The sequence below is a fragment of the Micromonospora ureilytica genome, assembly GCF_015751765.1.
In the GTDB taxonomy this organism is placed as follows: domain Bacteria; phylum Actinomycetota; class Actinomycetes; order Mycobacteriales; family Micromonosporaceae; genus Micromonospora; species Micromonospora ureilytica.
In genome coordinates this window covers 4,376,374-4,403,260 of the sequence record NZ_JADOTX010000001.1, presented here as the reverse complement: position 1 = coordinate 4,403,260, position 26,887 = coordinate 4,376,374, and the positions used below count along the sequence as shown (strand labels likewise).

General features: G+C 71.6%; 26 protein-coding genes. 10 read left to right on the top strand and 16 right to left on the bottom strand.

Annotated elements, in window-relative coordinates:
- The first annotated feature begins 173 nt into the window (after positions 1–173).
- Positions 174–1,277 carry an FAD-binding oxidoreductase gene (locus IW248_RS19820; RefSeq protein WP_231396363.1) on the top strand — a complete coding sequence of 368 codons (1,104 nt, stop codon included), beginning with the start codon at positions 174–176 and terminating at the stop codon, positions 1,275–1,277.
- A gap of 207 nt (positions 1,278–1,484) precedes the next feature.
- Here the strand turns inward: IW248_RS19820 and IW248_RS19815 are convergent, their stop codons facing one another.
- Entirely contained in the window at positions 1,485–2,369 is an 885-nt protein-coding gene (locus tag IW248_RS19815; protein ID WP_231396362.1) for a cellulose binding domain-containing protein, read from the bottom strand.
- A gap of 235 nt (positions 2,370–2,604) precedes the next feature.
- Between IW248_RS19815 and IW248_RS19810 the strand changes: the two genes are divergently transcribed.
- Positions 2,605–3,102, top strand: coding sequence for a peptidase inhibitor family I36 protein (locus tag IW248_RS19810; protein WP_196928187.1), 498 nt, complete (start codon positions 2,605–2,607; stop codon positions 3,100–3,102).
- 19 nt (positions 3,103–3,121) lie between these two features.
- On the opposite strand, the gene IW248_RS19805 is transcribed toward IW248_RS19810, so the two are convergent.
- Positions 3,122–5,590, bottom strand: coding sequence for a hypothetical protein (locus IW248_RS19805; protein ID WP_196928186.1), 2,469 nt, complete (start codon positions 5,588–5,590; stop codon positions 3,122–3,124).
- Positions 5,591–5,840: 250 nt separating this feature from the next.
- Between IW248_RS19805 and IW248_RS19800 the strand changes: the two genes are divergently transcribed.
- Together IW248_RS19800 and IW248_RS19795 are read left to right on the top strand one after the other, a co-directional pair.
- Positions 5,841–6,767, top strand: a complete 927-nt coding sequence (locus tag IW248_RS19800) for an S-4TM family putative pore-forming effector (protein WP_196928185.1) — start codon at positions 5,841–5,843, stop codon at positions 6,765–6,767.
- A 195-nt stretch (positions 6,768–6,962) separates the two neighbouring features.
- Complete coding sequence (locus tag IW248_RS19795) at positions 6,963–7,868, top strand: hypothetical protein (protein WP_196928184.1); 906 nt, start codon at positions 6,963–6,965, stop codon at positions 7,866–7,868.
- Between the two features lie 65 nt (positions 7,869–7,933).
- On the opposite strand, the gene IW248_RS19790 is transcribed toward IW248_RS19795, so the two are convergent.
- Complete coding sequence (locus IW248_RS19790; RefSeq protein WP_145787082.1) at positions 7,934–8,155, bottom strand: hypothetical protein; 222 nt, start codon at positions 8,153–8,155, stop codon at positions 7,934–7,936.
- Between the two features lie 68 nt (positions 8,156–8,223).
- Positions 8,224–9,057, bottom strand: a complete 834-nt coding sequence (locus tag IW248_RS19785; protein ID WP_196928183.1) for a hypothetical protein — start codon at positions 9,055–9,057, stop codon at positions 8,224–8,226.
- 180 nt (positions 9,058–9,237) lie between these two features.
- On the opposite strand from IW248_RS19785, the gene IW248_RS19780 reads away from it, so the two are divergent.
- A complete protein-coding gene (locus tag IW248_RS19780; protein ID WP_196928182.1) occupies positions 9,238–9,873 on the top strand; it encodes an 8-oxoguanine DNA glycosylase OGG fold protein in 636 nt (211 codons plus the stop codon).
- Between the two features lie 5 nt (positions 9,874–9,878).
- Here the strand turns inward: IW248_RS19780 and IW248_RS19775 are convergent, their stop codons facing one another.
- Both IW248_RS19775 and IW248_RS19770 read right to left on the bottom strand, forming a co-directional pair.
- Complete coding sequence (locus IW248_RS19775; protein WP_196928181.1) at positions 9,879–10,247, bottom strand: DUF4180 domain-containing protein; 369 nt, start codon at positions 10,245–10,247, stop codon at positions 9,879–9,881.
- On the bottom strand, positions 10,240–10,692 hold the full coding sequence (locus IW248_RS19770) for a helix-turn-helix domain-containing protein (RefSeq protein WP_196928180.1): 453 nt from the start codon (positions 10,690–10,692) through the stop codon (positions 10,240–10,242). Before IW248_RS19770 ends, IW248_RS19775 begins: the two co-directional genes overlap by 8 nt.
- A 168-nt stretch (positions 10,693–10,860) precedes the next feature.
- On the opposite strand from IW248_RS19770, the gene IW248_RS19765 reads away from it, so the two are divergent.
- Positions 10,861–14,190, top strand: coding sequence for an ATP-binding protein (locus tag IW248_RS19765; RefSeq protein ID WP_196928179.1), 3,330 nt, complete (start codon positions 10,861–10,863; stop codon positions 14,188–14,190).
- 114 nt (positions 14,191–14,304) lie between these two features.
- On the opposite strand, the gene IW248_RS19760 is transcribed toward IW248_RS19765, so the two are convergent.
- The 3 genes from IW248_RS19760 to IW248_RS19750 are packed head-to-tail and all read right to left on the bottom strand — an operon-like array spanning position 14,305 to position 16,754.
- Positions 14,305–15,162 (bottom strand): ABC transporter permease, encoded by an 858-nt coding sequence (locus tag IW248_RS19760; protein WP_196928178.1) that lies wholly within the window; start codon positions 15,160–15,162, stop codon positions 14,305–14,307.
- A complete protein-coding gene (locus tag IW248_RS19755; RefSeq protein WP_196928177.1) occupies positions 15,159–16,172 on the bottom strand; it encodes an ATP-binding cassette domain-containing protein in 1,014 nt (337 codons plus the stop codon). Before IW248_RS19755 ends, IW248_RS19760 begins: the two co-directional genes overlap by 4 nt.
- A gap of 27 nt (positions 16,173–16,199) precedes the next feature.
- Positions 16,200–16,754: an NADPH-dependent FMN reductase gene (locus IW248_RS19750; protein WP_196928176.1), complete on the bottom strand. Its 555-nt coding sequence runs from the start codon at positions 16,752–16,754 to the stop codon at positions 16,200–16,202.
- Between the two features lie 130 nt (positions 16,755–16,884).
- On the opposite strand from IW248_RS19750, the gene IW248_RS19745 reads away from it, so the two are divergent.
- Positions 16,885–17,400 carry a GNAT family N-acetyltransferase gene (locus tag IW248_RS19745; RefSeq protein ID WP_196928175.1) on the top strand — a complete coding sequence of 172 codons (516 nt, stop codon included), beginning with the start codon at positions 16,885–16,887 and terminating at the stop codon, positions 17,398–17,400.
- Between the two features lie 23 nt (positions 17,401–17,423).
- Here the strand turns inward: IW248_RS19745 and IW248_RS19740 are convergent, their stop codons facing one another.
- Both IW248_RS19740 and IW248_RS19735 read right to left on the bottom strand, forming a co-directional pair.
- On the bottom strand, positions 17,424–18,410 hold the full coding sequence (locus IW248_RS19740; RefSeq protein WP_196928174.1) for an aldo/keto reductase: 987 nt from the start codon (positions 18,408–18,410) through the stop codon (positions 17,424–17,426).
- 83 nt (positions 18,411–18,493) lie between these two features.
- The gene (locus IW248_RS19735) at positions 18,494–19,246 is read right to left on the bottom strand and encodes an SDR family oxidoreductase (protein WP_196928173.1); all 753 of its coding nucleotides are present in this window, start codon (positions 19,244–19,246) and stop codon (positions 18,494–18,496) included.
- Between the two features lie 102 nt (positions 19,247–19,348).
- Here IW248_RS19735 and IW248_RS19730 point away from each other — a divergent pair, with 102 nt between their 5' ends.
- Positions 19,349–20,191 carry a helix-turn-helix transcriptional regulator gene (locus IW248_RS19730; RefSeq protein WP_196928172.1) on the top strand — a complete coding sequence of 281 codons (843 nt, stop codon included), beginning with the start codon at positions 19,349–19,351 and terminating at the stop codon, positions 20,189–20,191.
- A 95-nt stretch (positions 20,192–20,286) separates the two neighbouring features.
- On the opposite strand, the gene IW248_RS19725 is transcribed toward IW248_RS19730, so the two are convergent.
- Together IW248_RS19725 and IW248_RS19720 are read right to left on the bottom strand one after the other, a co-directional pair.
- On the bottom strand, positions 20,287–21,138 hold the full coding sequence (locus IW248_RS19725) for an aldo/keto reductase (RefSeq protein ID WP_196928171.1): 852 nt from the start codon (positions 21,136–21,138) through the stop codon (positions 20,287–20,289).
- A gap of 97 nt (positions 21,139–21,235) precedes the next feature.
- Positions 21,236–22,201, bottom strand: coding sequence for a LysR family transcriptional regulator (locus IW248_RS19720; RefSeq protein ID WP_196928170.1), 966 nt, complete (start codon positions 22,199–22,201; stop codon positions 21,236–21,238).
- A 52-nt stretch (positions 22,202–22,253) separates the two neighbouring features.
- On the opposite strand from IW248_RS19720, the gene IW248_RS19715 reads away from it, so the two are divergent.
- Entirely contained in the window at positions 22,254–23,180 is a 927-nt protein-coding gene (locus IW248_RS19715; protein WP_196928169.1) for a serine hydrolase, read from the top strand.
- A gap of 154 nt (positions 23,181–23,334) precedes the next feature.
- Complete coding sequence (locus tag IW248_RS19710) at positions 23,335–24,315, top strand: MBL fold metallo-hydrolase (RefSeq protein WP_196928168.1); 981 nt, start codon at positions 23,335–23,337, stop codon at positions 24,313–24,315.
- 43 nt (positions 24,316–24,358) lie between these two features.
- On the opposite strand, the gene IW248_RS19705 is transcribed toward IW248_RS19710, so the two are convergent.
- The 3 genes from IW248_RS19705 to IW248_RS19695 are packed head-to-tail and all read right to left on the bottom strand — an operon-like array spanning position 24,359 to position 26,750.
- Positions 24,359–24,898, bottom strand: coding sequence for a DUF1697 domain-containing protein (locus IW248_RS19705; RefSeq protein ID WP_124820668.1), 540 nt, complete (start codon positions 24,896–24,898; stop codon positions 24,359–24,361).
- Positions 24,899–24,927: 29 nt separating this feature from the next.
- Positions 24,928–25,596, bottom strand: coding sequence for a response regulator (locus IW248_RS19700; protein WP_196928167.1), 669 nt, complete (start codon positions 25,594–25,596; stop codon positions 24,928–24,930).
- The gene (locus IW248_RS19695; RefSeq protein ID WP_307788087.1) at positions 25,593–26,750 is read right to left on the bottom strand and encodes a sensor histidine kinase; all 1,158 of its coding nucleotides are present in this window, start codon (positions 26,748–26,750) and stop codon (positions 25,593–25,595) included. The genes IW248_RS19700 and IW248_RS19695 overlap by 4 nt, the downstream gene beginning before the upstream one ends.
- Between the last annotated feature and the right edge of the window lie 137 nt (positions 26,751–26,887).

Here is a 26,887-nt window from a genome sequence, read left to right as displayed (position 1 = left end):
GATCGCGCATAGCGCCGATGATCACCGTGACATCCCGTTGTACCTGGTCAGCCGCCACAGTCAACGCATGGCCCGGGGCGGGTGCCTTGTCCCGGAACTGCGCCGGCCCTCAACGGCGCAGCTCCTCCCGCCCGCCCCGGTGCCAGCCCATGAGTCAACGACTTGGAGCCGGCATGCCTGCCGTGAACGACGACAACCCGGCCCGCGTGAGTCTGGCCGCCGCCTGGGAGTCGGTCGACGCGCGGGCCGCCGGCGACTTCTGGTGCACCCTCGAAGACCGCCGAACCGGGTTGCTCCCACACCGCGACGCGCCACTGTTCTTCACCGCGCTGGGCCGCCTCCTGGTCGGCGGCGACGCCCCGGCGAGCCGGGCGGCGCTGCTCCTGGTGCTCGGCCGCGCGTACCGTCATTTCGACCTGCTCCCGCACGCCACCACCATCGGCGACGCGCTGCTCGCCACCGTGGCCCGCCACGCGCAGCCACTGTGGACGCCACAGCTCACGACGGCCGCCGAGCGTGCCCTGTGCCGCGCCACGCACGCCATCCGCCGCGCCGCCGCGCAGGCCGACAACGGCCCGGCCTGGTGGCACGTCCAGGTCATCGGCCATGACCGGCCGTCGCCCGACATCGCCATCCTGACGGTACGTCCCTGGCGGCGCCTGCCCTTCCAGCCAGGTCAGGCCGTGCCGGTCTGCACACCGCGCCTGCCCGGCCACTGGCGTTGGCTCTCGCCGGCCAACGCCCCACGCGCGGACGGCACCGTCGAGCTGCACGTCCGCGCCGTACCCGCCGGCACCGTCTCCCACCGCCTGGTCCATGAGGTACGCCCCGGCGAGCTGCTCTGGCTCGGCCCGCCCGGCGACACCGGCCTGAGCCTCGACCCGGCGACCACGAGCGATCTGCTCCTCGTCGCCGGTGGCACCGGCCTGGCGCCGCTGCGCGCCCTGGTCGAGCAGGTCGCCGCCGCACCGAACGGTCGGCGGGTGACGCTGATCGTCGGCGCGCGCACCTTCACCGACCTGTACGACGCGATCGCCCTCGACAAGCTGCAGTGCGCCCACGACTGGCTGACCATCGTGCCGGCCCTCTCCGACGACCCCTGCGCGGAGCCGGCCGAGCAGGGCGACGCCCTGACCATCGCAGTCAACCATCACCGGCCCGGCCAGGACATCTACCTCTGCGGCCCACCCGCAATGCTGGCCGGTGCGCGGCCACGTCTGCTCGCGCGAGGCATCCCCGCAGGCCGCATCCATCTGCCCGACAGCTTCACCCGCTGATGGCTCTGTCTGCGCAGCGGTGAGGGACACCGCGCCCGTGCGGCGGAGCCAACGGCTCAGCACGGAGGGCGCCGGACGGTCGGGAGTAGTTCCCCTTGAAGCGTGATGCCTGTGAGTCATCATGATGACTCACAGGCATCACGTTCGTCGGGACAAGGCCGGCCGGACCTGGGGCACGCCGGTCGCCCGGCGCCTGGTCGGGAGTGGTCAGGAGTAGGTGTCGCCGAATTCGCGTACCTCGTCGACGTCCAGCGTGATCCGGTCGTTCTCGGTCCACTTGCCGGTGGCGGCGGCCCAGCTCGGGTCGTCGCGTTCGTCGATGTTGCTCCAGCTGTGCCGGTGATGCCGTAGCTGGATCGGCCCGGTCGACTGACCCGGCGCGAGCGTGCCGTCGGTGAAGGTCAGCTCCACCCAGCCGGGGACCGGCGTTCCCGGGATCGGGTAACCCGGCGGCGCTGGCGTCGTCATCCCGCCGGGCGGCCCGCCCGGCGGGATGAAGAACTGCACGGTCTGCCGGATCCGGGAACAACCCAGCGCGGCCCAGTCGCAGTTCGGCACCAGCGAGGTGTTGGCGCCCTCGAAGCGCAGGTGGTAGCGCACCCGCACCGTGCTCAGGTCAAGCGGCGCGGTACCGGTGTTTGTCACCTTCAGGAGGTGCTGGATCTGGTTGTTCGTGGGGGACCAGTCCAGGTTGAGGTAGCTGACCGTCGCGCGACCGGCCGCGGTGCGCACTGTGGTGGTGGGCGAGGTGTCGGAGTAGCCGCCGAGCGCGCGGGCGGCAACCGCGATCCGGTACGTCGTGCCGGGTGCGAGGTCGGTCAGCGTGATCGTGGTGTCGGTGGTGGAGCCGAGGAAGCGGTACGTGTTCGGCCCCAGCGGCACCTGCACCTCGTAGTTGATCGGCTGCTCCGTGCCGGGCTCGACCCAGGTGGAGGGCGCCCAGCTGAGGGTGAGCTGATGTGGTTCGTTGGCCACCACAGTGGGGGTGCCGGGGGTGCTGATCGCCGGGCCGTCGGCGCGGGCGGCGTTGACGGCGAGCAGGCTCGCCAGCGCGGCGAGGGCGACGGTGGCGGCGACACGGCGAGCAGACATGACCGAATCGTAACCGCCATGCATCGAGGTCAATGCACTGTCCCACTCGTTGGCCGAGGTGCGCCGGAATTGCGCATTGTCAAAATTCTGCACCGAGTTCGCCTGGCGATCAATGAATACTGCTCAATACGCTGACTAAGCGGCGTATCCATCGGTTCTCCGCGCACACCGCCCAGTTGACCTGGTCGGTGCTGCCGCCCGTCCGTCCCTGCGCGCCCACATCGCGAGGTGTCGAATGGTCATTCCTCGTCCCGTTGTTGCCGTGCTCGCGGCCGTACTCTGCTGGCTTCTGATCGTCTTTTCGGCGCCCGGTCCGGCCGGTGCCGGCGCGGCCGGGAGTCAGGAAATAGCGGATTATCTGGCTACCCACCCGGGTGGGAAGGCGCTCAACGACAACGAGATCAGCTACGACGGCGGGGCGCTCATCGTGACCCTGCGCCGACCGATCGGGACGCTGGCCGCCGCCGACTGTCCCTCCGGCTGGTACTGCTTCTACGAGTGGCCCAACTACGGCTACCCCCGGGGCCGGCTCTCCGACTGCGGCCGGCAGAGCCTCGCCACCTGGCACTGGCAGTTCCGGGTCGAGTCGGCGCACTACAACCTCGCTAGTGGCACGGTGTCGTTCTACTACTACGACACGCGGCTCTTCGACATCGGGGCGGGCAACCGGGTCCGCAGCGACGCGTCCCCCTACCGGAACTGGCCGAACTATGTGGACCGCCGCTGCCGATGACCCCCGCGGCGTGATCGCCTCACGAGCACTCGGGCGAGGTGGTCCGGTCGGTCCGTCCCTTGTCCAGGAACAGCACGTACCCGAGGATCTGCTCGTCGGCCACGGTGGTCGTCTGGTGGCTGAGCAGCTCGCCGGTGAGTGGGTTGAACTGCAACGTCTCCCGGCGGTCCTGTGCGTCGTCGGCGCTGAAAGCCAGCCCGGACCGGTCGTCCCAATCCGGGTACGCGCCCCGGTCCTGGATGCCCGGCGTCGCCGCCAGCTCGAACAGCAGCGCCGAGATCTGACCCGGGCTCAGCAGGTGGTAGCGGAAGATGCGGCCGACCACGGTCAGCATCCCGGCCGCCGTGCGCATCTCCGGCGGCAGCTCGCCCAGCTGCGCGGCCAGCTGTTGCCGCAGCTCCTGCGGGTCCACCGACGGCGCTGGCGGGATCTCGGACAGGTCGCCCGGGAGATAGCGGAACGTCTCCGGCGCGGCCGATCGGCGTCCGTGGGTGACCGGGGTGACGACCCGGCGGCCGGACAGCTCCGCCGTCCACCACAGCGTCTCGTCCCGGTAGCTGTCCCGATCGATCCCGGGCGCGAGGTCCGCCGGTGCCCAGACCCGAAGACAGGACACGGTGTACGCCCCGGCGGCGGCGGTCGGCGCGATGCCGGCCACGGTCAGCGCGAGATCGGTGAGACGCCCCGACCTGCCGATGGCCGTCGGGGTGCTGCCCGTCGGCGGGTGGGTGCCAGGTGTCGCCTCGGTCGTCGGTACGACAGGGGCCTCGTCGCGCCCCCTGATCGCGGTAGCGCCGATCACCACCAGCGGCGTCAGTGACACCCCACCGAGCAGGATCGCCAGGACGGCACGCACCTTCGGTGGCAGCCGATTGATCCGGCTGGTGGCGGTCGGGGCCCGGACGACTTCCTCGACTGCCGGTCGGCGCGGCCGCGGAATTCTGGTCGTCCGGGCGGCGCCGGTGTGTCGTGGGGCCGCCCGATTCACCCGTCGACCTGCGTCCCGCACCGAGGGCCAACCCGACGTGCTGCTGCGGGCGACGGGCGAGGAAGCCGTCCGGTGGGGCAGCGCGTGCCAGCCGGCCGAGGTCTGCCGCGGAGGGATCGGCACCGGGCCCCGCTGCCGCGCCGGTGCCTCCACCTCCAGCGCGCGAGGCGTCTGCTCGAAGGGCAGCCGGTCCAGCGGGGCAGCCCGGTTCTGCTGGCTCGGTTGCGGTCCGACCGCGTTGAACCGGGCCGACTGGTCGTTGCCCGGAAACGCGAGCTGCGGAAGCGGGTCGGCCTGCGGCAGAGTCGGCAGGCCGGCCCCCGCCGGTGGGACGACATCGCGGCGGAACTCACGCTGATAGGCGTGCGCGGTGTAGGCGGCCAGCTGGAAGTACCAGGCCCGCCCGGCGCGGCCGGCGTCCTCGTAGGTGCAGCAGATCAGCGCCTGACTCAGCAGCGAGAGCAGGTACTGCGCCCGCCAGCTCACCCCCCAGTTGCCCGTCCTGGCCACCGTCAACCCGACCGAGTAGCTGGCCTTGATCGCCTTGACCTGCCGCGCGGACAGCCGGTCCGAAGCGCGTTCCTCCGGGTCGATCAGCAGGGTGCGAAGGGCGTCCGTGTCGACGCCGCGGGGGCTGTTCGCCACGTCCGGGCGGACGGCGTCCAGGAGCAGGGTGGCCTGGTCGCGGGTGAGCGGCGCGTCCACGGCGAACCGGTCCGTGTCCACCAGGCAGAACTTCTTGACGTGCACCTGTCCGGCGCGGGAGCAGGCATAGAGGACGTTGCGCGAGTGCAGGTCGCCGTGTGACGCCCCACAGAGCTGGTCGAGCTGGTCGTCGTCGAAGAGCGAACCGGTCTCGACGAATCGCAGTGGGTGCGGCAGCACCGCCCCGGTCGCTACGTCGTGCAGCCAGTCGCCTTGGGCGGTGCCGAGGCCGAGCGAATTCATGGCTTCGGACAGCTCGTCCCGGGCCCCTGCGTCGGTCAGCTCCCGTCGCACGAATCGGCCGACACTGGTCCGGCTGGTTCGCCGTCCCTGGCGGTACCAGTGGTTCCACACCTCGTCGAGCAGGGCCTTGTAGGCGTCCCTGCGCTGGTCGTCGCCTACGTCGGCCAGCGGAACGACCTGCTCGGCGCCGTGCGCGATGTCCTGGAACATCAGGTACCGGCCGTCGCGCACCGGGTACGGCGGGTACGGCTGGCCGACCAGGTGGCGCTCCGCGAAGCCGGGATCGAGAGTGGCAGCCCTGGTGTGCCGGGCGGCCTCCTCGGCCGCCTGGTCGGCGGGCAGCACCTTGACGTACAGCTGCTCGGCGTTCCGGCCGTCACGCCGCTCGGCAATCACCGGAATCAGCTCGGCGTCGCTGCGCCCACGGCGTCGGCTGGAATGGCACGGGGGGCGGACGACGGCGTCGCGCCCGGCCGCCCAGTCCCGCAGCGCGGCCGTGACCGTCGCATCCGCTATGTACCGTTCGAGCTCGTCAACGAGACCGTCGCCCATGTCCGCCGTTGGACCTTCCACGAGTGGTGAAAGTGGACGCGGACGGGCAGGGGTGGCACGTCCGAATGAGGGATGCGCGGGTAAACGCGAAGGTCAAGCTACCTCAATTTTCGGGCGAACGCGGCATTTATTCGCAGCCGATCCCGCACCTACCTAAAGGTAACAAAGGGTTACTTTACGCTCTCGCGAAAATGCAATCCGTGACATGTCGATGAATGGATATACGATCGTCACGGAACGGGAGGTTGAGGTGACAGAGCGCACGGAAACCCTGCTCCAGCGGCAGCGCCGACCCGAAATGATGGCGTTGCTGCACGCTATGTCGGTCTGCCACCGCAGGGCCCAACGCCTCGACAACCTCCGAATGGCGCTCTCCGTCGCCATTGGCGTCGCTGGGGCGGTGGTCGCCTTCACCGGCGTGTCGGCCAACGCGGTCACCGCCGTGGGTGCCCTCTGGGCGGTGGTCAACGCGATCGGGCTCGGCTCCTGGTCGACCGGGCAGCTCCGCCGGGCGGCCGTGCTCCAGGAGATGTTCGACGTACGACTCTTCCGGCTGCCGTGGAACACGGTCGCGGCCGGCGACCCGGTCGGCCCGCCTGAGGTCAGCCGCCTCGACCGTGCCTACCGGGGCGACGAGCAGTACCTCCGCGACTACTACGAGGTCCCCGACCTGCCCCGCCCGTACGACGTGCTCGCCTGTCAGCAACAGAACCTCGGGTGGGGCGCCCGGGTGCGCCGACGGTACGCGTACACAGTGCTCGCCGGCGTGGCGCTCTGGGCGACGGTGGGGGTCGTTTTCGCGGTGACCGCCGACCTGACCGTCTCGGCCCTGCTGACGCAGTGGTTCGTGCCGTCGCTCGGCGTCCTGCTGCTCGGCCTGGAGATCTACCGGGGCCAGCGCGGGGTGGCCGCCGAGCGGGACCGGGCCCTCGCGCTCCTCCAGCAGCAGGTCGCCGCCGCCGCCCGGCACGACGCCGACCCGGCGACCGAGGCGGAGCTGCTGACCCTCGCCCGGCAGACCCAGGACCTGATCTTCCACAGTAGGCAGGGGCAGGCCCGAGTCCCGGACTGGTTCTTCCGACGGTTCCACGCCGCGGACCGCACCGACTTCCAGGCGGCGATGGACGACCTCGCGGGCCTGCTGCGGACCGGCACGCCCGCCGCCCATCCCGACTGACATCCGCCGCAACCAGCGGAGTCGCACGCGTGATTCGAACGTGAACCGTCAGGCCGAATGGTCCGTTACGCGACGTAGTCGGCTTGGAGATAATGCCTGGTCACGCGGCTACCTAGCGTGAACCCCGTCATCACGAACGGCCTCGACGTCGGCGTCGCACCTGCCGCCCCGTCCGGCCTCAGACGGGAGAAACACATGCGTACTCAGAACAAAAGCCGGCGGTACGGCGCCCGAGTGTCCGTACTCGTGCTCGGTCTTGTCGCGACCGGAGCGGTGCTCGTCCCGGCGAGCCCGGCGTCCGCCGCGGTCCCCGGTCTGGTGCGGGTCGCTGCGACCAGCGTCAGCAACTCGACCGACTTCCACAGCGTCACGGCGACCTGCCCGGCCGGAAAGGTACTCACCGGCACCGGTTACGAACTCAACGGCGTCACCGGCGAAGGCATCGTCGACGACCTGCGCCCCAACGGCGGCGTCGCCACGGCACCGACGGCCGTCACCGTCGGCGCCTACGAGACCGAGGCGTTCGCGGGGAACTGGTCAGTGACGGCGTACGCGATCTGCGCCAACCCGGTGCCCGGCCTGGTCCGGGTCTCCACGGCCAGCGTCAGCAACTCGACCGACTTCCGCAGCGTCACGGCGACGTGCCCGGTCGGGAAGGTGCTGACCGGTACCGGTTACGAGCTCAACGGCCTCACCGGTGAAGGTGTCGTCGACGACTTCCGCCCCAACGGCGGCGTCGCCACAGCGCCGACGGCTGTCACCGTCGGCGCGTACGAGTCGGACGCGACGGCCCTGAACTGGTCCGCCACCGCGTACGCCATCTGCGCCAACCCGCTCGCGGGCCTGGTGCGCACCTCGGCCGTGGGGGCCAGCAACTCCCTCGACTTCCGCAGCGTCACGGCCACGTGCCCGGTCGGGAAGGTGCTGACCGGCGCCGGCTACGAGCTGAACGGGGTGACCGGCGAGGGCATCGTCGACGATTTCCGCCCCAACGGCGGCCCCGCTACCGCCCCGACGTCCGCCGCGTCCGGCGCGTACGAGGAGGACGCCTTCGCCGGGAACTGGTCCGACACGGCGTACGCCATCTGCGCCTTGCCGTAGAACCCAGTCGGCCGGTGCAGCAGCCCTGCGAACGTGCGAGCCGCTGCACCGGCTGAGTTCTCGGCTCAGGAGCCGCCTTGGCGCTGGATCCGCCCGTCGCCCGAGACCTTGGCCCGGCCCAGGTCGCGTTCGGTGCCGGCCGGGCCGGTCGCGGTACGGCGGTGCCGTTGGTCCGGCGAGTGCTCCACGGGCGAGCCCTGGCGGCCCCGAGCGCCGCTGCCCGGATGCCGCCGGCCTCGCGCCGACTCGCCGCCATTGTCGTGTTTGTTCTGCTTGTGGCTACCCATGGATCGCGCGTACCCGGTCACTGTGCGGCTAGTCCTGAGCCCCCGTCAGCTCACGGGAGCGAGCGGAGTCACGGATTCCAGTAGACGAGGACGCTGGCCTGGTCGAGGCGTCGCTCCTCCAGGTCGGCACGCTGTATCACCCAGTGGATGCTCGCGCCGCCTTGTCTGCCGCCATGGAACTCGGCAAGCAGAACCCAGTCACCATGGTCCGACTCGTCCTGGCCGGACCGGCCCGAGGGGTTGGCGCCCAACCAGGCGGGGTTGAAACCGTTGCAGTCAGTGCCGTAGCCGCCCAACAGCAGCGGCGTTGTGGTCCAGCCATAGGAGGACATGCCGTCTGGCACGTCGCCCAGGACCTCCTGCCACACCTCGGTCATCTCTTCGAACGGGGGATCTCCCGGCAGCGGCGGCGACCACGGGGGCCCCGGGATCGTCTTGACGTAGGGCAGAGAGATGTCGACAGTGAGGTGCAGATCGCCCTGCGGGATCTCCGCGTAGACCTCGGCGCACTCCTCGTCGTCCGGAGAGAAGCCCGGCGGATGCTCTTCTCGCTCCTCGACGGCCACGCCCGCCGGCACGTACATCACCTGGCCGTAGCCGTGCTCTTCGGGCCAGCCGAACAGCAGCAGGTGGCCGTCGGCCGGTAGCGGAAGGTCGGTCACGTCTGCCGGGAGGGCAGCGCAGTCGATGCTGGCGATCAAGGGGAACGTCGGGTCCTCGGCGTCGGCCGGGAGCATCACGGGTCCACGGATGGCGCCCACGACCGGCCCGTCACCCCCCTGTGTCAGGAGCGCCGACGGGCGGGCGAGTTCCAGCCAGCGCTCCACGTCGGCGGCGGGGATGTTCCGACGCAGCGCCTCGGCACGGACCTGATCGAGAATCTTCACGTTTCGGGGAAGCACGGGAGCACCGTAGGTCAACCGTCCGACGTTCACGACCCCCGCCGAATGCCGGCCGCCCGGAAGGCAGGCGCCCCTGCGGCCGATACCGCGATTTGCTGTCGGCGGGCGGCAGGTAGCAGCGGCCGACCATAGCGTCCGAACCACGGAGTTCCGCGAGCGCGCGATCTGTGGGAGGCGACCATGCAGACGACCGAAGGTGTGGTGTTACCGGGCGAGCGGGCCCCGGTCACCGTGAACGTCGACCGCTGGCGGGCCGGGTTACCGCCGGACGCATGGCCCGACGGCCTTCCGGCGAGCGGCGAGATCTGGCGCCGCGACGTCTTCGCGGTGGCCGAGGCGTACCGCGCCGGCGCCGCGAGCCCCCGTCAACTGCTGACCGCCGTGCTGGCCTGGGCTTACGGCCCCATCGGGTACGGCCCGTGGCGCGCCGCCAGGTCGCTCGACGCCGATCCGAGCGGCAAACGCCTGGCGTACGCGCTGGAAGAGGTGTCCACGCCCGCGCCCGACGAGGAGGCGTTGCTAACGGCGTACCGCCGCTTTCGCGACCCCGACCACGCTCGTCTGCCCTGGTTGGGTCCGGGCCTGTCCACGAAGGTCCTCTACTTCGCCGGTTACCGGCGCGGGGCGGGCGGGGTGCAGCCCCTGATCCTCGACCGTGTCGTGGCCGGCCAACTCCCGGCCAAGGCGGGTGCCGGCCGGCGCAACGACTGGTCGTCCGAGGAGTGGCTGGCCTACCTGCGGTGGGCGGCCGAGCAGGCTCGGGTCAGGGGAGTGGAGCCGGACGCGGTGGAGATGGCTGTCGTGCCCGAGCGGTGAGGTGGCTACCGGGCGGCGCGGAGACGGTTGTCCAGCGCGTCGAGGTCGGGGACGAACCAGATCTGCCCGCCCTGGTTCGACTCGTGCACCAGTGCGCGCAACGCGGAACTCTCCGCGAGCTGCGCCGAGATGTCGCCGACGACGGCCAGCCTTACCCGGTAGTTGACGAACTTCTGCATCACGTCGCCGGCGAAGCGGGTGCCCAGCGAGAAGAAGCGTTCGTCGAGCCGGTTGGCCGGCACGGCGACCACCTGGGCGCCGAGGAACGCCGCGCCGATCAGGTCCAGCGCGTCCTGCTCGGTGGCCACCGGCGGCCCCGCCGGGTCACAGACCAGCACCGGCACCCCAACGCGTTCCTGGATCTCGTCAGACATCGCGAACCTCCCGGTTGAGCAGGCCATTGTCGGCAGTGAGGACGGCGTCGAGCAGGTGCAACAGTTCGGCGGTGGCAGCCGGGTCACCCAGGATGATGATCTTCATACGCTGGCGTTCCTCGTCGTGCACCGTCTGCACCCGCAGCGGGTGGGCCTGGTCGTGGGCGGTGTTGGCGCTGGTGAGCACGAGCGTGCCGAGCCGGTCGGCGGCAGCCCGGTCGACGCCGTCGATCTGCACGATGCTCGACACCTCCGCCTGCCCCCTCAGGGGAGTGGCGGCCGGGGCCTGCCCGGTGAGGGCGTCGAGGTCGCTGGCGGCGATCCGGTACTGCTTGCCGATCCGCACGGCCCGGAGCCGGCCCGAGCGGATGTAGCCGCGCACGGTGCGTACGTGCAGGTTGAGCCGGTCGGCCACCTGCTCAACCGAGTACATTTCTTCCGTCATCGCTCCCTACAATACCCCGATAGGGAAGTATGAGGAGTGATGGGGCCGACTCTTTTGCGGCATCAGCTCCAAAGGCTCCGAGCCGACCTGGGCCGGCGAGGCCCCGCGAGGCGTCCGGCCGGTTAACCCGCCCGCGTTGTCGGACGGTTCCAGTACGGTCTGGGGACCATGGACGCGCTCGACGACGCCATCATCGGGCGGGCTCACCCCGCGGGCCTGCTGCGCGCCGAGTTGGAACGCGCCACCAGCAGCCACGGCGGTCTCGTCCTGGTCACCGGCGAGCCGGGCATCGGCAAGACGACCCTCGTCACGTCGGCAGCCCGGGAGGCCCGGCAGCGAGGCGCGCTGGTGCTCGGCGCCGCCTGCTGGGATTCCGACAGCGCCCCCGGTTACTGGCCGTGGGTGCAGGTGCTGCGCGGCCTGCGGCGCTCCGCCGACGACTGGGCAGTGGCGCGGCAGTCCGCGGAGCCGGCCCTCGCAGCCCTGCTGGGCCAGTCCGGCACCGGCGGCGAGCAGGCCGGTCGCCTCGTCAGTTGGGCCGGCGTCGACCCGGGCCCGGACGCCGCCGACCAGGAGGCGTTCGCTCTGTACGACGCGGTGACCGCCGCACTGGTCGCCGTCTCCCAGCGCCGGCCGGTCGTGGTCGTCCTCGACGACCTGCACTGGGCCGATCCGGCCTCACTACGGTTGCTGAGCTTCACCGCGCAACACACCTGGTTCGAACGGCTCCTGCTGGTCGGCACCTACCGGGACGCCGAGGTCGAATCCGGCGAACATCCGCTGCGTCCGCTGCTGATGCCGATGGTCGCGAAGGCCACCACGATCACCCTCACCGGTTTCTCCCGCGACGAGGTGGCCAAGCTGATGGCTCGGACCGCCGGCCGGGAGCCCGAGGCCGGCCTGGTCGACGAGGTGCACCGGCGCACCGGCGGCAACCCGTTCTTCGTCGAGCAGACCGCGCGGTTGTGGCACGCCGACGACACGGTCGGCGCGATCGCACCCGGCGTACGGGAGGCGGTGCGCCGTCGCCTGGCCCAACTGCCCGCCGCCGTGGTCGAGGCGCTGACCGTCGCCGCCGTACTGGGTCGCGAGTTCCACCGTCAGGTCCTCGCGGCCTGCGTGGCCGCACCGGCGGCGCAGGTCGACCGGCTGCTCGACCGGGCGGTGACCGCCCGACTGGTGGTGGCCCGGGGCGGTGGCCGCTTCGCCTTCGCCCACGATCTGGTCCGCGAAACGCTCTACGACGGGCTGACCGACGACGACCGGCGGGCCCGGCACGGCGCGGTGGTCCGGGCGGTCGACGACCTTCGGGAACTCACCGATCGGCTGATCCCGGCCGACCTCGCCCGGCACGCCTACCTCGCCGGCCCCGCGCTCGACCGGGCCCGGGTGGCCACCCTGCTGGTCGCCGCCGGGCGGGACGCGTTCGCCCGGTTGGCCGGCGACGAGGCGACGGTGCACTTTCACCGAGCCCTCGAGGTCGTCGAAGACCGGGCACAACGAGTGCGGATCCTCGTCGAGTTCGCCGAGGCGCACTATCACCACACCGGCCGGGAAGAGGTCATGCGACTGCTGGCCGAGGCCGCCCGGCTGGCCCGTTCACTCGACGACCCGGTGCTGCTGGCCCGGGTCGCGCTCACAGTGAACCGCTCCCGCCAGGTGGAGACCGCCCAGTCGATCGAGGCGGCCGAGTTGGTGCGCGAGGCGTACCGCCGGTTGATCGGCGAGCCGGACGCCACCTCGACGATCGGCGCCCTGGTCGCCGACCTGATCACCGCCAGCGAGACGATCGCCCGTCGAGGGCAGGACGACGAGGCGCTCAGCTTCAGCCTCTGGGCCCGCCACGACACGACGTGGGGGCTCGGCACAGCCGCGACCCGAGCCGCGCTCACGGCCGAGATTCGGGACGTGGCCCGCCGGACGGGCGACCGGGAGACCGAACTGTGGGCCACCTCGCTACGCTGGGTGGCCCTGCTGGAGCTGGGCGACCCGCGCTTCGCCGAGGAGTTCACCACCTTCGTCGACGCCGAACGGCAGGGCGGCTTCGCCCGGCACCGGATGGCCGCGGCCGTCGACAGCGGGATCATCGCGGCGTTCCGGGGCGACTTTGCCATGGCCGACGAGCGGTTCGCCGTTCTCAGCGACGACGCCGACCCGAACCACGCCGAGTTCGGGTTCATGGGCCACCACCTGCACTGGTCCCGGCTGCTGCTCCAGGGCCGGATCGCCGAGGCCGCCGCGCTCGTGGACGGGCTGGCCCCGGTCGACTACCCCTACCGGGAGCTGCTGCGGGCGATCACCGCGGCCGAGCGTGGTGACGGCGAGACGGCGGTCCGGCTGACCGCCGGCATCGAGGCCGCCGCCACCCGGTACCCGCGCCCGGTGTCACCACTCTGGCTACGGCTACGCGCGCAGGCCGCCGCCGCGTCCGCCGACCCGCAGCGCTGCGACGCCGCGCGGGCCGCGCTCGCCCCACATCGTGGAGAGTGGACGGTCGGGCTGTTCGGCTGCGACATCAGCGGCCCCGTCGACCACTGGCTGGCGCTGATCGACGCCGCCCAGGAACGCTGGGACGACGCCATCGCCGGCTTCACCGCCGCCCGGGACTCCGCCGATCGGATGGGCTCCCGACCCTGGTCACTGCTCGCCCGCACCGGCCTCGTCAACGCCCTCGCCGGCCGAGGCCACCCGGGCGACACCGCGACGCTGACCGCGCTGCGCGCCGCCACCATCCAGGAGGCGACCGCTCTCGGCATGACGCAGGTGCTCCACCGCCTCGCCGCCCCGACGGCCGCCGACGCCGACCGCCCAGACCAGGCCGCCGAGCCGGTCCAGGTTGCCGGGTGGGGCCAGGTTGTCGGGTCGGGTCAGGGTGTCGCGTCGGGCCAGGCCGCCGGGTCGGGCCGGGTTGCTGCGCCCGGCCGGGCCGCGCCGATTGCGCCTGCGATCGAGGGGTACGAGTTTCGGCGCGACGGGCCGGTCTGGCAGCTCGCGTACGACGGTGTGGTGGTGCACCTGCCCGACGCCAAGGGCCTGCACGACCTGCACCTGCTGCTCAGCCGCCCGGGCACCGACGTGCCGGCGGTCGAACTGCTCGACCCGGCGGCCGGGCCGGAGTTGGTGGCCGCCCGCCGGATGGGCGCCGACCCGGTCCTCGACGACGAGGCGAAGGCCCGCTACCGGCGGCACCTGGCCCGTCTCGACGAGGAGATCGACCGGGCCGCCGCACGCGATGACGACCGGAAGGTGTCCAAGCTGGACGCCGAGCGGGGCGCGTTGCTGGACGAGTTGCGCGCCGCAGCAGGGCTGGCTGGCCGGAGCCGCCGCCTGGGGGACGAGGCCGAGCGGGCCCGCAAGACGGTGACCGCGCGAATCCGCGACACGCTACGCAAGCTCGACGACCGACACCCGGAGTTGGCGAGCCACCTGCGCGACTCCGTCTCCACCGGCACCACCTGCCGCTACCTGCCCGCCAGCCCGCAGCCCTGGCAGCTCTGAGCCACACCCCCCAGCCCTCCGCGATCTTGCACTTTCGGTCGTCGATTCAGGTGGATTTGCCACCCTTGTCGGGACAGTAAGTGCAAGATCGCGGGGGTTAGGGGTGCGAGGGGGTTAGCGGCGGTTGTACCTGTACATGGTCAGGGTGCCGAAGACCAGGACGAAGCCGGCGCTCCACAGCAGGAGCCACATCGTGGCCGACGGGTCCGACTCGCCGCTCATCGTGCCCCGGATCGCGGCCACCAGCTGCGTCACCGGGTTGACCTTCACGAACGCCTGGAGCCAGCCGGGCATGGTGCTCGGCTCGACGAAGACGTTGCTGAGGAACGTCAGCGGGAACAGCACCATCATGCTGACCCCCATCACCGACTTCTCGCTGCGCAGGATCAGCCCGAAGAACGTCCAGACCCAGGAGAACGCGAACGAGAAGACCACCAGCAGACCGATCCCGGCGGCAGCCCCGACCACCCCGCCTTCGGGCCGGAACCCGAGCACCAGCCCGAGGCTCAGGATCACCACGGCGGCGAGGATGTAGCGCAGCACGTCGCCGAAGATCATGCCGACCAGGGCGGACGGGCGCCAGACGGGCAGAGTCCGGAACCTGTCGAAGATGCCCTTCTCGATGTCGGTGTTGAGACCGACGCCCGTGTACATGGTGATCATGACGACGCTTGTCACCATGATGCCGGGCAGGAAGAACTGCAGGTATTCGCGCGGGCTGCCGGCGAGGGCGCCACCGAACAGGTACGTGAACATCAGCACCATGATGATCGGGAACGCGGTCACGTCGAAGAGCTGCTCCGGCACGTGCTTGATCTTCAGCATGGCCCGCCAGCCGAAGGTGAGCGACGCGCCCAGCGCGCTCGGCCGGGGCGGTCGGGCACCTGGCGCGAGCACTGTCGCCAGCGCCTCGGCGGACGGAACGTAGACGGACGGCGCCCGTTCGGTAGTGGTGGTCGTGGTGTCGCTCATCGGGCTGCCTCCAGCTCGTCGTCGCGCTCGTCGGTCGGCACGGCGGGGTGGTCGGTCAGGGCCAGGAAGACCTCGTCCAGGCTCGGCTGGCCGAGGGAGAAGTTGTCGACGACGATGCCGGCGCGGGCCAGGTCGTTGAGCGCGCGAGCGGCCTGGGCGCTGGCGTCGAGGTCGGTGCCGGCCTCACCGACACGGGCGGTCAACGCCGCCGGGTCGGCGGCGAGTTGCACAGGCACGTCGAGCGCCTCCCGGAGCACCCGCTCCGCCTCGGGTCGCTGCCCCGGGTCGCGCAGCCGCAGGTGGACGGTGCCGGAGCCGATCGACGACTTCAACTCACCCGGGGTGCCCTCCGCGATCACCCGGCCGTGGTCGACGACCGCGATCCGCCCGGCGAGCTGGTCGGCCTCGTCGAGGTACTGGGTGGTCAGCAGCACGGTCGTGCCGTGCGACACCACCGCCCGGATGATCTCCCACACCTGGTTGCGGCTCCGCGGGTCCAGACCTGTCGTCGGCTCGTCGAGGAAGAGCAGATCAGGGGTGTTCAGGATGCTGGCGGCGATGTCGATGCGTCGCCGCATCCCGCCCGAGTACTTCTTCACCTGGCGGTCGCTCGCCTCGGTCAGACCGAACGCGGCCAGCAGTGCCGCCGCGCGCTCCCGAGCGGCAGGCTTGCGCAGGCCGAGCAGGCGGGCGAGGAGCACCAGGTTCTCCGTACCGGTCAGGTCCTCGTCGACGGAGGCGTACTGGCCGGTGAGGCTGACCCGGGACCGGACCTTGTCGGCCTCGGTGACCACGTCGTGCCCGAAGACCCGGGCCGAGCCGCCGTCGGGTCGCAGCAGCGTGGCGAGCACCCGGACCGCTGTGGTCTTGCCCGCGCCGTTCGGGCCGAGCAGGCCGTAGACGGTGCCGGCGGGCACCTGCAGGTCGATGCCGGCCAGCGCCCGGGTGTCCCCGAACGAGCGGGTGAGCCCCTCGGCCTCGATGGCCAGACCGGTGGTGCGTCTACTCATGATCCTTGCCTTTCGTGTTGGACGTGTTCAGGAGACGTAGGGTCGAGCCGCCCGGCCCTCGCGCAGTGCCAGACCCCACCAGCGCAGCTGGTCGAGCAGGACGCCGACGTCGCGGCGCAGCTCGTCGGTGCTCTGGGCGGTCGGCTCGCCGGCGAGCAGGTCGATCCCGACGACGTCGCGCACCGTCATCGCGTGCAGTGCGGTGAAGACGGTACGGAGCTGGTCGACCGCGTGCAGGCCGGTCGACCGACAGCCGTACGACACGAAGCCGACCGGTTTGGCCTGCCACTCGTCGTACGCGTAGTCGATGGCTTGTTTCAAGGGTGCCGGGAAACTGTGGTTGTACTCGGGGGTGACCACGACGAACGCGTCCGCCCGGCCCACCTCGCGGACGAACGCCCGGATGGACGCGGTCGGCTCGGCGGGGTAGGTGGCCGGGAAGTCGTACTCGGTCAGGTCAACGACCGTCACCGTCAGGTCGTCGTGCCGCTCGGCCTGCTCCACGAACCAGTGGGCGAGCCGATCGCCGACCCGCCCCTCCCGGGTGCTGCCGACGATCACGGCGATCCGCAACTGCGTCATGGCCACCCCCCCTTCCACACTGAAGGCGCGAGGTGACGACACGCGCCCGCTAGATCCGATCTAGCGGGCGCGGTTCGGGGCGAAATGTCGGTGGGATCGGCTTGACTGGGGTCGACGAACGGGGGAGCGGATGGCCCAGGTACGGATTGAGCCGTGGCACGAGGACGACCTCGACCTGCTGCGGCAGCTCAACTCACCGGACACCCGCAAGCACACCGGCGGCCCGGAGACCGACGAGCAGGTGCTCGCCCGACACGACAGGTACGTGCACTTCTCCGGCACCGAGCAGGGGTGCATGTTCACGCTGGTGCTGCCCGACGGGGCGAGGGCGGGCAGCGTCGGCTACTGGGCCCGCGAGTGGCGCGAGCGACAGGTGTACGAGATGGGCTGGGCGGTGCTGCCCGCGTACCGGGGGCAGGGGCTGGCGACCGCGGCGGTGCGCGCGGTCGTCGACGTGGCCCGCGCCCGACGGGACCGGCACTACGCCCACGCCTACCCCTCGGTCGACAATCCCGCCTCGAACGCTGTGTGCCGCAAGGCCGGCTTCACGCTGCTCGGCGAGACCGGTTTCGAATACCCGCCGGGGCAGATGATGCGGGCCAACGACTGGCAGCTCGACCTGACCGCCCCACCGACCGGGAGCTGAGGTCGGCGGGGCGGCTGGTCAGGTCACCAGGTGGTGTCGAGGCGGTGCCGTTGCTCGGCGGTCAACTCCAGGTCGACAGCTGCCAGGCTCTCCTCCAGCTGCGCCATCGAGGAGGCGCCCACCAGCGGAATGGACGGTAGTTCGCCGCCCAGCAACCAGGCGAGTACCACCTGGTTGACAGTCGCGCCGCTCTGCCCGGCCACCTCCCGCAGCGCCTCCAGTCGCCGTGGCGCGCTCGGCAGGTCGTACGCCGAGCTGAGCGGCTTGTCCGCCCGGGTGAACGCCCCCTTGAGCAGCGGCGAGTACGCCACCAGGGTCAGCTCGGGTTCGGCACGCAGGTAGCTGAGCAGGTCACCGCCGACGCCACCCGGCTCGCCGTCCGGGTCCAGTTCGCTGACCAGGTCGGTGCGGTTCGGCAGGTAGCTGCGGTGGTACTGGAGCACCTCGTACCCCGGCAGGCCGGCGGCGGCGGCCAACGCGCGGGCCCGTTCCACCCGCCAGGCCCGGTGGTTGCTGGCTCCCAGCAGACCCACAGTGCCCTCGGCGACCAACTCGGCGAAGCCTTCCACGGTCTCCTGGAGCGGCACGGTCCGGTCCTCGATGTGCGCGTAGAGCAGGTCCAGTCGCTCCACACCGAGCCGGTCCCGGCTGCGCTCCGCCGGCTCGCGGATCACCTTGGCGGAGAGACCCTCGGCGTTGTCCAGGTAGCTGGTGCCCGGGGCCAACGGTCGGGCGCCCAACTTCGTGGCGATGACGATCTCGGCGCCGACGCCCCGGCTGCGCCGCCAGCGACCGAGCAGTTCCTCACTCTGCCCGCCCTGCCCGCCGTCCACCCAGAACGCGTAGTTGTCCGACGTGTCGATGAACGTGCCGCCGGCCTCGACGTACCGGTCGAGGATCGCGTACGAGATGGCCTCGTCGGTGGCGCTGCCGAAGAGCATCGCGCCGAGGCTGAGCACGCTGACCTCGCGCCGGGTCGCCGGGTCGGAGCCGATCGTGCGGTACCGCATGGGGATCTCCTCTCGTGCGCCCTACCGGTGGGCGCACAGATCACCCTGCAGGCTGGAGCGCGCTCCAGGTCAAGCGCTCATCCTCACCAGGGCAGCACGCCGTACCCGCCGCCGGCGTCCATCTGGAAGCCCCAGAGCAGGCCGCTCGGCCCATCGGCGGGCAGGGTCGCCAGGTGCACGCTCACCTCGGCGCCCTGCTCGGCCGTGCGGAAGCCGCTGTTGCCGTTGAGGTCGGTGGCGCAGTAGCCCGGGTTGGCCGCGTTCACAGTGATCGGGGTGTCCCGCAGCTCCTTGGCGTACATCGCGGTGAGCATGTTCAGCGCCGCCTTCGACGACGGGTACGGCACTGAGGTCAGCTCGAACAGGGCGCCGTTGGGGTCGGTCATCACCGCGATCGAGCCGACCTCGCTCGACACGTTGACGATCCGGGCGGCGGGTGCCCGGCGCAGCAACGGCAGCAGCGCGTTCGTCACAGTCACCACCCCGAAGACGTTCGTCTCGTACAGCCGGCGCAGCGTCGCCACTGTCGTCTCGCTGGGCAACCCACGAGCGCCGTCGGCGAGGACGATTCCGGCGTTGTTGACCAGCACGTCCAGCCGGCCGTACTCCGTCTCGACCCGCTTCGCGGCGGCCGTCACCGACTCGGCGTCGGTGACGTCGAGCGGCACGAACACCGCGTCCGCGCCGCCGTCGCGCAGCTCCCGCTCCGCCGCCCGACCCCGCTCGGCGTCCCGCGCGCCCACCAGGACTGTCATCCCGAGGGCGCCGAGCTGCCGGGCGGTGGCGAAGCCGATCCCCTTGTTGGCCCCGGTGATCAGGGCTGTCATGTTCGTCATGCCGTCGAGCGTGTCCGCGCCGACGGCGTCCGGGGAGAGACGGGCCGAGGCTGGGACCGGCGGTACCACCCTGGTCGGCCCGGACAGAGGCATGCTGGGGGCATGACGAGCAGCGGCCTGCGGCGTGACGAACTGGCGGCGTTCCTGCGTACCCGCCGTGCCCGGTTGCGGCCCGCCGAGGTCGGGCTCCCCGAGGGTGAACGCCGACGGACCCCCGGGCTGCGCCGGCAGGAGGTCGCCCAGCTCGCCGGCATGTCGATCGACTACTACATCCGGCTGGAGCAGGGCCGCGGGCCGCACCCGTCGCGGCAGGTGCTTGCCGCGATGGCCCGGGCGCTGCTGCTCAGTCGGGACGAGCGCGAGTACCTGTTCCGGATCGCCGGGGAGAATCCGCTTCCGGCCGGCGGGCCGAGCCGGGAGGTGACCCCCGGGCTGCGGCACCTGATCGACGCGATGATCGAGACTCCGGCGTACCTCGTCGACGCCGCGTACCAGGTGTTGGCCTGGAACCGGCTTGCCACGTACTTCATGGGCGACCTCTCGGCCGTGCCGGACGCGGAGCGCAACATGATCCGCTGGACGTTCCGGCACTCGGTGACCGAGGGCCACTGGACCGATGCCGACGCCCGCCGGTTCGTGCACAGCACGGTGGCGGACCTGCGGGCCGCCTACGGTCGCTACCCGGGCGACCCGGCGATCCGCGAGCTGGTCACCGAGCTGCTCGGCACCTCGCCCTCGTTTGCCCGACTGTGGGCGGAACACGAGGTGGAGGAACGCCGTCCCGTGATCAAGCGGGTGCCGCATCCCCACCTGGGGTCGTTGGAGTTCGAGTGCCGGGTGCTGCTGGTACCGGAGACCGAGCAGCGGCTGATCGTCTACGTCCCCGAGCCCGGTTCGCCCACTCAGGCGGTGGTCCGCCGGCTCGCCGAACGTGTCGGCTCCTGACCTTGCCGAAGAGCGCGATGCCTCAGAGTCATCATGATGACTCTGAGGCATCGCGCTCACCGGGACATCACCCGCCGGGCGGCCGGCGGCTCAGGTCAGTTGGGCAGGTAGGCGAAGGTGTCCGGGTTCGCGCCCTGGCGGCCGGCCTCGCCCTTGTCCAGCGAGGTGATCCGCTCCATCGCCGCGTCGTCCAGCTCGAAGTCGAAGATCCGGGTGTTCTCCTCGATCCGCTTCGGGGTGGTCGACTTCGGGAAGATGATGTCGCCGCGCTGCACATGCCAGCGGAGCACCACCTGCGCCGGGGTCCGGTCGAGCTGCTCGGCGATGTCGACCACCGTCGGGTCGCCGAGCACCTTGCCCTGCGCGATCGGCGACCACGCCTCGGTGAGGATGTTGTGCGCACGGCCGTAGGCGCGGACCTCGTCGTTGCCGAAGTACGGGTGCGCCTCGATCTGGTTGACCACCGGCACGACGCTCGTCTCGTCGGCCAGCCGCTCCAGGTGCGGCACCTGGAAGTTCGACACGCCGATCGAGCGGGCCCGGCCGTCGCGCTGAAGCTCCTCCAGCACCTTCCAGGTCGAGACGTAGTCGCCGTCGTACAGGGTCGGCAGCGGCCAGTGGATCAGGAACAGGTCGATGTGGTCCATCTTCAGCGCCGCGAGCGTCGAGTCGAACGCCCTGCGGGCGTCGTCCGGGCGGTGGAAGGCGTTGCTCAGCTTGCTGGTCACGTAGACCGAGCCCCGGTCGAGGCCGGACACGCGTACCGCCTCGCCGACCTCGGCCTCGTTGCCGTACATCTGGGCGGTGTCGATGTGCCGGTAGCCCGCCTCGAAAGCGGTGGTCACCGCCGCGACGGTGTCCTTCGGCTCGATCTGGAACACCCCGAAGCCGAGCTGCGGAATGGTGGTGCCGTCGTTCAGGCTGATGTCGGGAATCGTGATTGCCACTGCGGCTCCTTCGCGTCTTCGTTACCTGTCATCCATACCCGGGTGGGTGGACGATTCACCGCCCAACCGGGGGTGACGAGCGCAACGACGGATCTGTTCACCCGGTCGTGTCGAACAGCACCGGCCACGGCCGTTCCGCCGGCACCGACGTCGCGGGCGGCGCGGGCGCGGTGGGTTCGGCATCGGCCAGCACCTCCGCGGCGAGTTGGCCGAACATCGCGGCCGCCGGGTGCGCCGACCGGTCCGGCCAGGCCGCCGAGGTGCGCTTGGCCAGCGGCGCCTCGGTGATCGGCCGCCAGGCCATCCGGGGTTCCCGGCGGGCCACCGCCGCCGGTTCCACGGCCACCCCGCCTCCGGCCAGCACCAGCCCGAAGAGGAACTCCGGGTTGCGGGCCGGGCGCACCCGGGCCGGGCGCCAACCGTGTTGCCGGCACACCGCCAGCAGGTGGTCGTGCCAGCCGGGGGCGGTGGCGCGGGGCGCGGCCACCAGATCCAGGTCGGAGAGCGACGCGAGCGTCACCGCACGGCCGCGGGCCAGCGGTGAGGTGCGCGGCAGCAGCACCCCCAGGGGTACGTCGACAGGGGCGCCGAAACGCAGCCCCTCCGCCGCCACCGGGTGATGCACGAGCCCCACGTCCAGGGTCCGCTCGGCGAGCATCCGCACCTGCTCGGCAGTGGTCAGCTCGTGCAGTTCCACGTCCAGGCCGGGCGCCCGGGTGGTGAGCCCGTCCAGCAGCGAGCGCAGCGTCACGGCGGGCGTCTCCGGTGGCACCCCGGCCCGGAGTACGCCCAGCTCACCGGCGCGGATCTGCCCCATCAGGCTGCGGAGTCGACCCTCGCCGGCGAGTAGCTCCTCCGCCTCGCCGAGCAGTAACTCACCGGCGGTGGTGAGGCGTACCTGGCGGCGGGACCTGTCGAACAGCTCGACAGTCAGCTCCCGTTCCAGCCGCTGGATCGACTGGCTCAGCGGTGGCTGGGCCATCCCGAGCAGCTCCGCGGCCCGCCCGAAGTGCAGTTCGTGTGCGACCACCACGAAGTGCCGCAGGTGCCGGAGCAGATCCACGGCCGGGACCCTACGCCAGCGCCGCCACGCCGTCGCTGGATACCGTGCTGTCGTGGACGTGGAGGAACGCATCGAGGCCATCTTCGCCGCCGTCGGGGTGACGGCCAGCCTGCACGTCGTGGACCTGGACACCGTCGACCTGAGCGCCGTCGAGGGTGGCGGCCCGACCGGCGGCGGTCTTCGCGAGGTCGGGGTGCGGGCCGACGAGCAGGTGGTGATCGCCTCGATCTTCAAGATCCTGCTGGTGCTGGAGTTCGCCCGGCAGGTCGAGGCCGGTCAGCTGGATCCGACCGAGCGGGTACTGGTCACCGCCGCCGACCGGCTCGGTGGGTGGGGTCTGGCCGGCTGCACCGACGACGCCGAGGTGTCGCTGCGCGACCTCGCGTACTTCGCCATGTCGGTCACCGACAACACGGCCGCCGACCTGCTGCTGCGCCGGGTCGGCCCGGATCTGTTGCCGATGCTCGCCGTCGAGCTGGGGCTGACCCGTACCCGTGTGCTCGGTGGGCCTCGGGAGCTGGTCGAGATGATGCTCGCCGACGTGGGCGCCCGGACCGAGGCGGAGTTCGCCCGGATCTTCCCCACGCTGCCGGTGGACCGGGTCCGGGCCATGCGGGTCTTCGACCCCGCGCACACCACGTCCAGCACCGCCCGGGAGATCACCCGGCTGCTCACGCTGATCTGGCGGGACGAGGCCGGGCCGGCCGCGGCCTGCGCGATGGTCCGCACCTGGATGGCCCAGCAGATCTTCTGGACCCGGCTGGCGGCCGGCTTTCCGCCGGGCGTCCGGGTGTCCGGAAAGACCGGCACCCTGCCCGGGTTCCACCTGGAGGCCGGGGTCGCCGAGTACCCCGACGGCGGCCGGTACGCGATCGCCGTCTTCGCCCGCGCCGAACAGTTGACCCCGCGTCGCATCGACGTGGACCTGGCGATGGGCGAGGCGGCCCGGACGGCCGTCGAGGCGCTGCGCGGCTACTGATTTCGCGCCCGTCCGAGCGCCGCCGCACCCCCACCGACCAGCACCGATATCCGCTGACGTATCGGAGCCGGCGGCGTTCGATCTTGGACCAGGGCCCGGTGCCGCTGGTTGGCTCGTGGTCGACACATCGCCCGACCACGGGGAGTAGATCCGCATGCCCAGTCTCGACCGCCGACGCTTCCTGCGCGACGCCGCCGCCACCACAGCCCTGGTCTCCGCCGGTGGCCTCGCCGCCGGCGTCGCCACCCCGGCCCACGCCGCGCCCACGCCGACCGCCGCAGCCGCGCCGACCGCCCGCCGCAAGGGCGCGGTCAGCTTCCGCTGGTGGGGTACGGCCGGCTGGCGCGTCGACATCGGCGACCGCACCGTCCTCGTCGACCCGTTCCTCAGCCGGATCGACACCGGGCTGTTCACCGGCCCGTTCAAGACGGAGACCCCGTTGACCGTGCGCACCGACGTGATCGACCCGCGCGTCGACCGGGCCATGACGGTGCTGGTCACGCACACCCACTGGGACCACTTCATGGACGTGCCGTACATCGCCAAGCGCACCGGCGCGCGGGTGTTCGGCACGCTCACCGCGTACCACCTGGGGTTGGCCTACGGGTTGCCGTCGACGCAGCTCAGCTCCGTGAAAGGTGGGGAGGTGCTGGACTTCGGCGACCACAGTGTCGAGGTGGTCGGCTCGCTGCACAGCCGCAACCCGTCGTACTCGGTGGCCTTTCCCGGGGTGCGGGTGACCCCGCCGCCGCAGCCGGCCACCATCGCGGACCTGCCGGAGGGCGACACGCTGGGCTACCTGCTGCGGGTCGACGGCGGCCCGTCGGTCTACTTCACCGGGGCCAGCGACGTCGCCGAGCGGAATCTCACCGGCCTCGCACCCGACGTGGCGATGGTGGCCATGCAGAACGCCACCACCACCGGCGACTACCTGCCCCGACTGCTGGCCGGGCTCGACTACCCGAAGGTCGTGGTGCCGGTGCACTACGACAACTTCGAGACGGCGTTGCAGAACCCGCCGCCGGTCGCCCCGACCGACCGCACCCGGTTGAACGAGATGATCGCGGCGGTGCGCCGGATCTCGCCGCGCAGCCGGGTGCTGGTGCCCGAGTACGAGACCGCTTACCACTTCTGAGCGGCGTCGGTGGGGGTCGCCGAGCCGCGGCCCCCACCCCCGGTCAGGGGGCGGTCATCTCCGCCAGGGCCCGCACCGACTTCCAGTTGCGGGTGGTGGCCACCACGCCGAGCTTCTTCTCCAGGTACGCGTTCGTGAACTTCGACCGCCCGTAACCGCCGTCGACGTAGTGCAGGAACACCTCCCGGCCGGTCACCGTGAACGACACGTTCTCGCCACCGGGCACGGCCAGCGCGTCCACGGTGGACTTCTTCGGTGCGGTGGCGAGGAAGGCCACCAGCAGGCGCGTCGGGTCGTCCTCCCGATCGGCGTACGGGTTGCCGCCGGCGATCGCCGCCAACTCCCGACCGCTGCGCACCAGCACCGGCACCGTCAACGCCAGCTCGTCGGTGAGCGCCCGCTCGATCCCGGCGGCCAGCTTCTCCGCGTCGCGCACCGTGCTGCCGAAGGCCACGTTGCCGCTCTGCAGGTACGTCTTGGCGTCCTCGTGCCCGAGGTCGGTGACGATCCGGCGCAGGTCGGCCATCGCCAGCCGGGTGGTGCCGACGTTGACCCCGCGCAGCAGGGCGACGTACCGGGTCATGGCTCCTCCTGGGTTCGCGGCCGACTGGCTCAGCGTAGGCCGCCCGGCCCGACCAGGCCCGTCTCGTACGCGACGATGACCAGTTGCGCCCGGTCGCGTACCGCCAGCTTGGTCAGCAGCCGCCCGACGTGCGTCTTGACGGTGGCCTGGCTGAGGTTGAGGTGCGCGGCCAACTCCGCGTTGGACAGGCCCCGGGCGATCAGCGCGAGCACCTCCCGTTCCCGATCGGTCACCCCGTCGAGCTGGCGGGGCAGCGGCCGGGTCGGCTCCGGCTGCCGGGCGAACTCGTCGATCAGTCGGCGGGTCACCGTCGGTGCGAGCAGCCCATCCCCGGCGGCGACCACCCGGATGCCGGTCAGCAGGTCCGCCGGCGGGGTGTCCTTGAGCAGGAAGCCGCTGGCTCCTGCGCGCAGCGCACCGTAGACGTACTCGTCGAGGTCGAACGTCGTCAGGATGATGACCCGGGTGCCGGCCGTCGCCGGGTCGGCGCAGATCCGCCGGGTGGCCTCGATGCCGTCCATCTCCGGCATCCGGACGTCCATCAGCACCACGTCCGGCCGGTGCTGCCCGGTCAACGCGACGGCCTCCACGCCGGTGCCCGCCTCGCCGACCGTGGTGCAGTCCGGGCTGAGGTCGACAAGCAGCCGGAAACTGCCGCGCAGCAGCGCCTGGTCGTCGGCGATCAGCACGCGGATCACGCTGCCACCCGGTAGGGCAGGCTGGCCGTCACCGTGAAACCACAGTCGGAACGTGGGCCGGCGCGGAACTCCCCGCCGTGCAACGCCACCCGTTCCCGCATGCCGATCAACCCGTGTCCCTCCCCGCCGAGCAGGACCGGCCGCTGGCCGTCGTCGGTCACCTCCACCCGCACCTCGTCGGGCAGGACGGTCACCGTAGCCCGGCAGGCGGCCGGCGCGGCGTGCTTCACCACGTTCGTCACCGCCTCCTGAACGATCCGGTACACCGCGAGGCCCACCGACTCCGGCACCGCGCCGGCCGGCTCCTCCCGCCGCACGTCGAGCTGCACGTCGACGCCGCCGATCGCCGCCTGCCGAGCGAGGAAGGGCAACTCGTCCAGCCCAGGTGTCGGCGCGTACGGGGTGTCCTCGCGCAGGACGCCGAGCACCCGGCGGACGTCGGCCAGCGCGGTGCGGCCGGTCTCCTCGATGACCCGCAGCGCGGCGCCCGCCTCGCGGGGGTCCGCCTCGGCGACGTGGTTGGCGACGGCCGCCTTCACCACGATGAGGCTCAGCGTGTGCGCGACCACGTCGTGCAGCTCGCGCGCCACCCGCAACCGTTCCTCCGCAGCGGTCTGAACGATCAACTGGTCACTCTGCCGGGCGGCGAGGGCGCGTCGCTCCCGGACCAGCCAGCCGATCACCCAGGCCGGCGCGACCATGACGGCGGCGTAGGCGACCGCGCCGGTCCGCGACCAGAGGTCCCCCGCGGTCAGCACCAGGCCGACGCTCACCAGGGCGAGACAACCGGTGGCGCAGAGCAGCGACCGGCGCGTGGGCGTCGACACGGCCACCGTGTAGAAGGACAGGGCGATGGCGAACGCCGGCGCGGCCGCCGCGAAGTTGGGTATCACCCCGGTGACCAGGACAACTGTGGTGATGGAGCTGATCACGACGGCAACCGTCATCGGCCACCGTCGCCGGACGGCCAACGGCAGCCCGAGGGCCATCCCGACCAGCACGGACACCCAGAGCGGCTCGCGTACGCCACCGTGCATCGGCGACTCCAGCGCCGCGTACGGGCAGAGCAGCCCGCCCACGGCCACCGCCAGCAGGGCGTCCACGGTGTAGAGGTCCACCGGTCGCATCCGTCGGGTCAGCAGGGGAGCGGTCACCCGTCGAACGGTATCGGCCGGCTGGGCCGGCCGCGTCGGCCTGCGGGTGGTCATCCCGGAGGACGACGTGCAGGCGTTTCCGGGCCTCCGACTCCACCCGGGGGAGGGCCGGAAAGTGCCCGCCCCGGCACGACGCG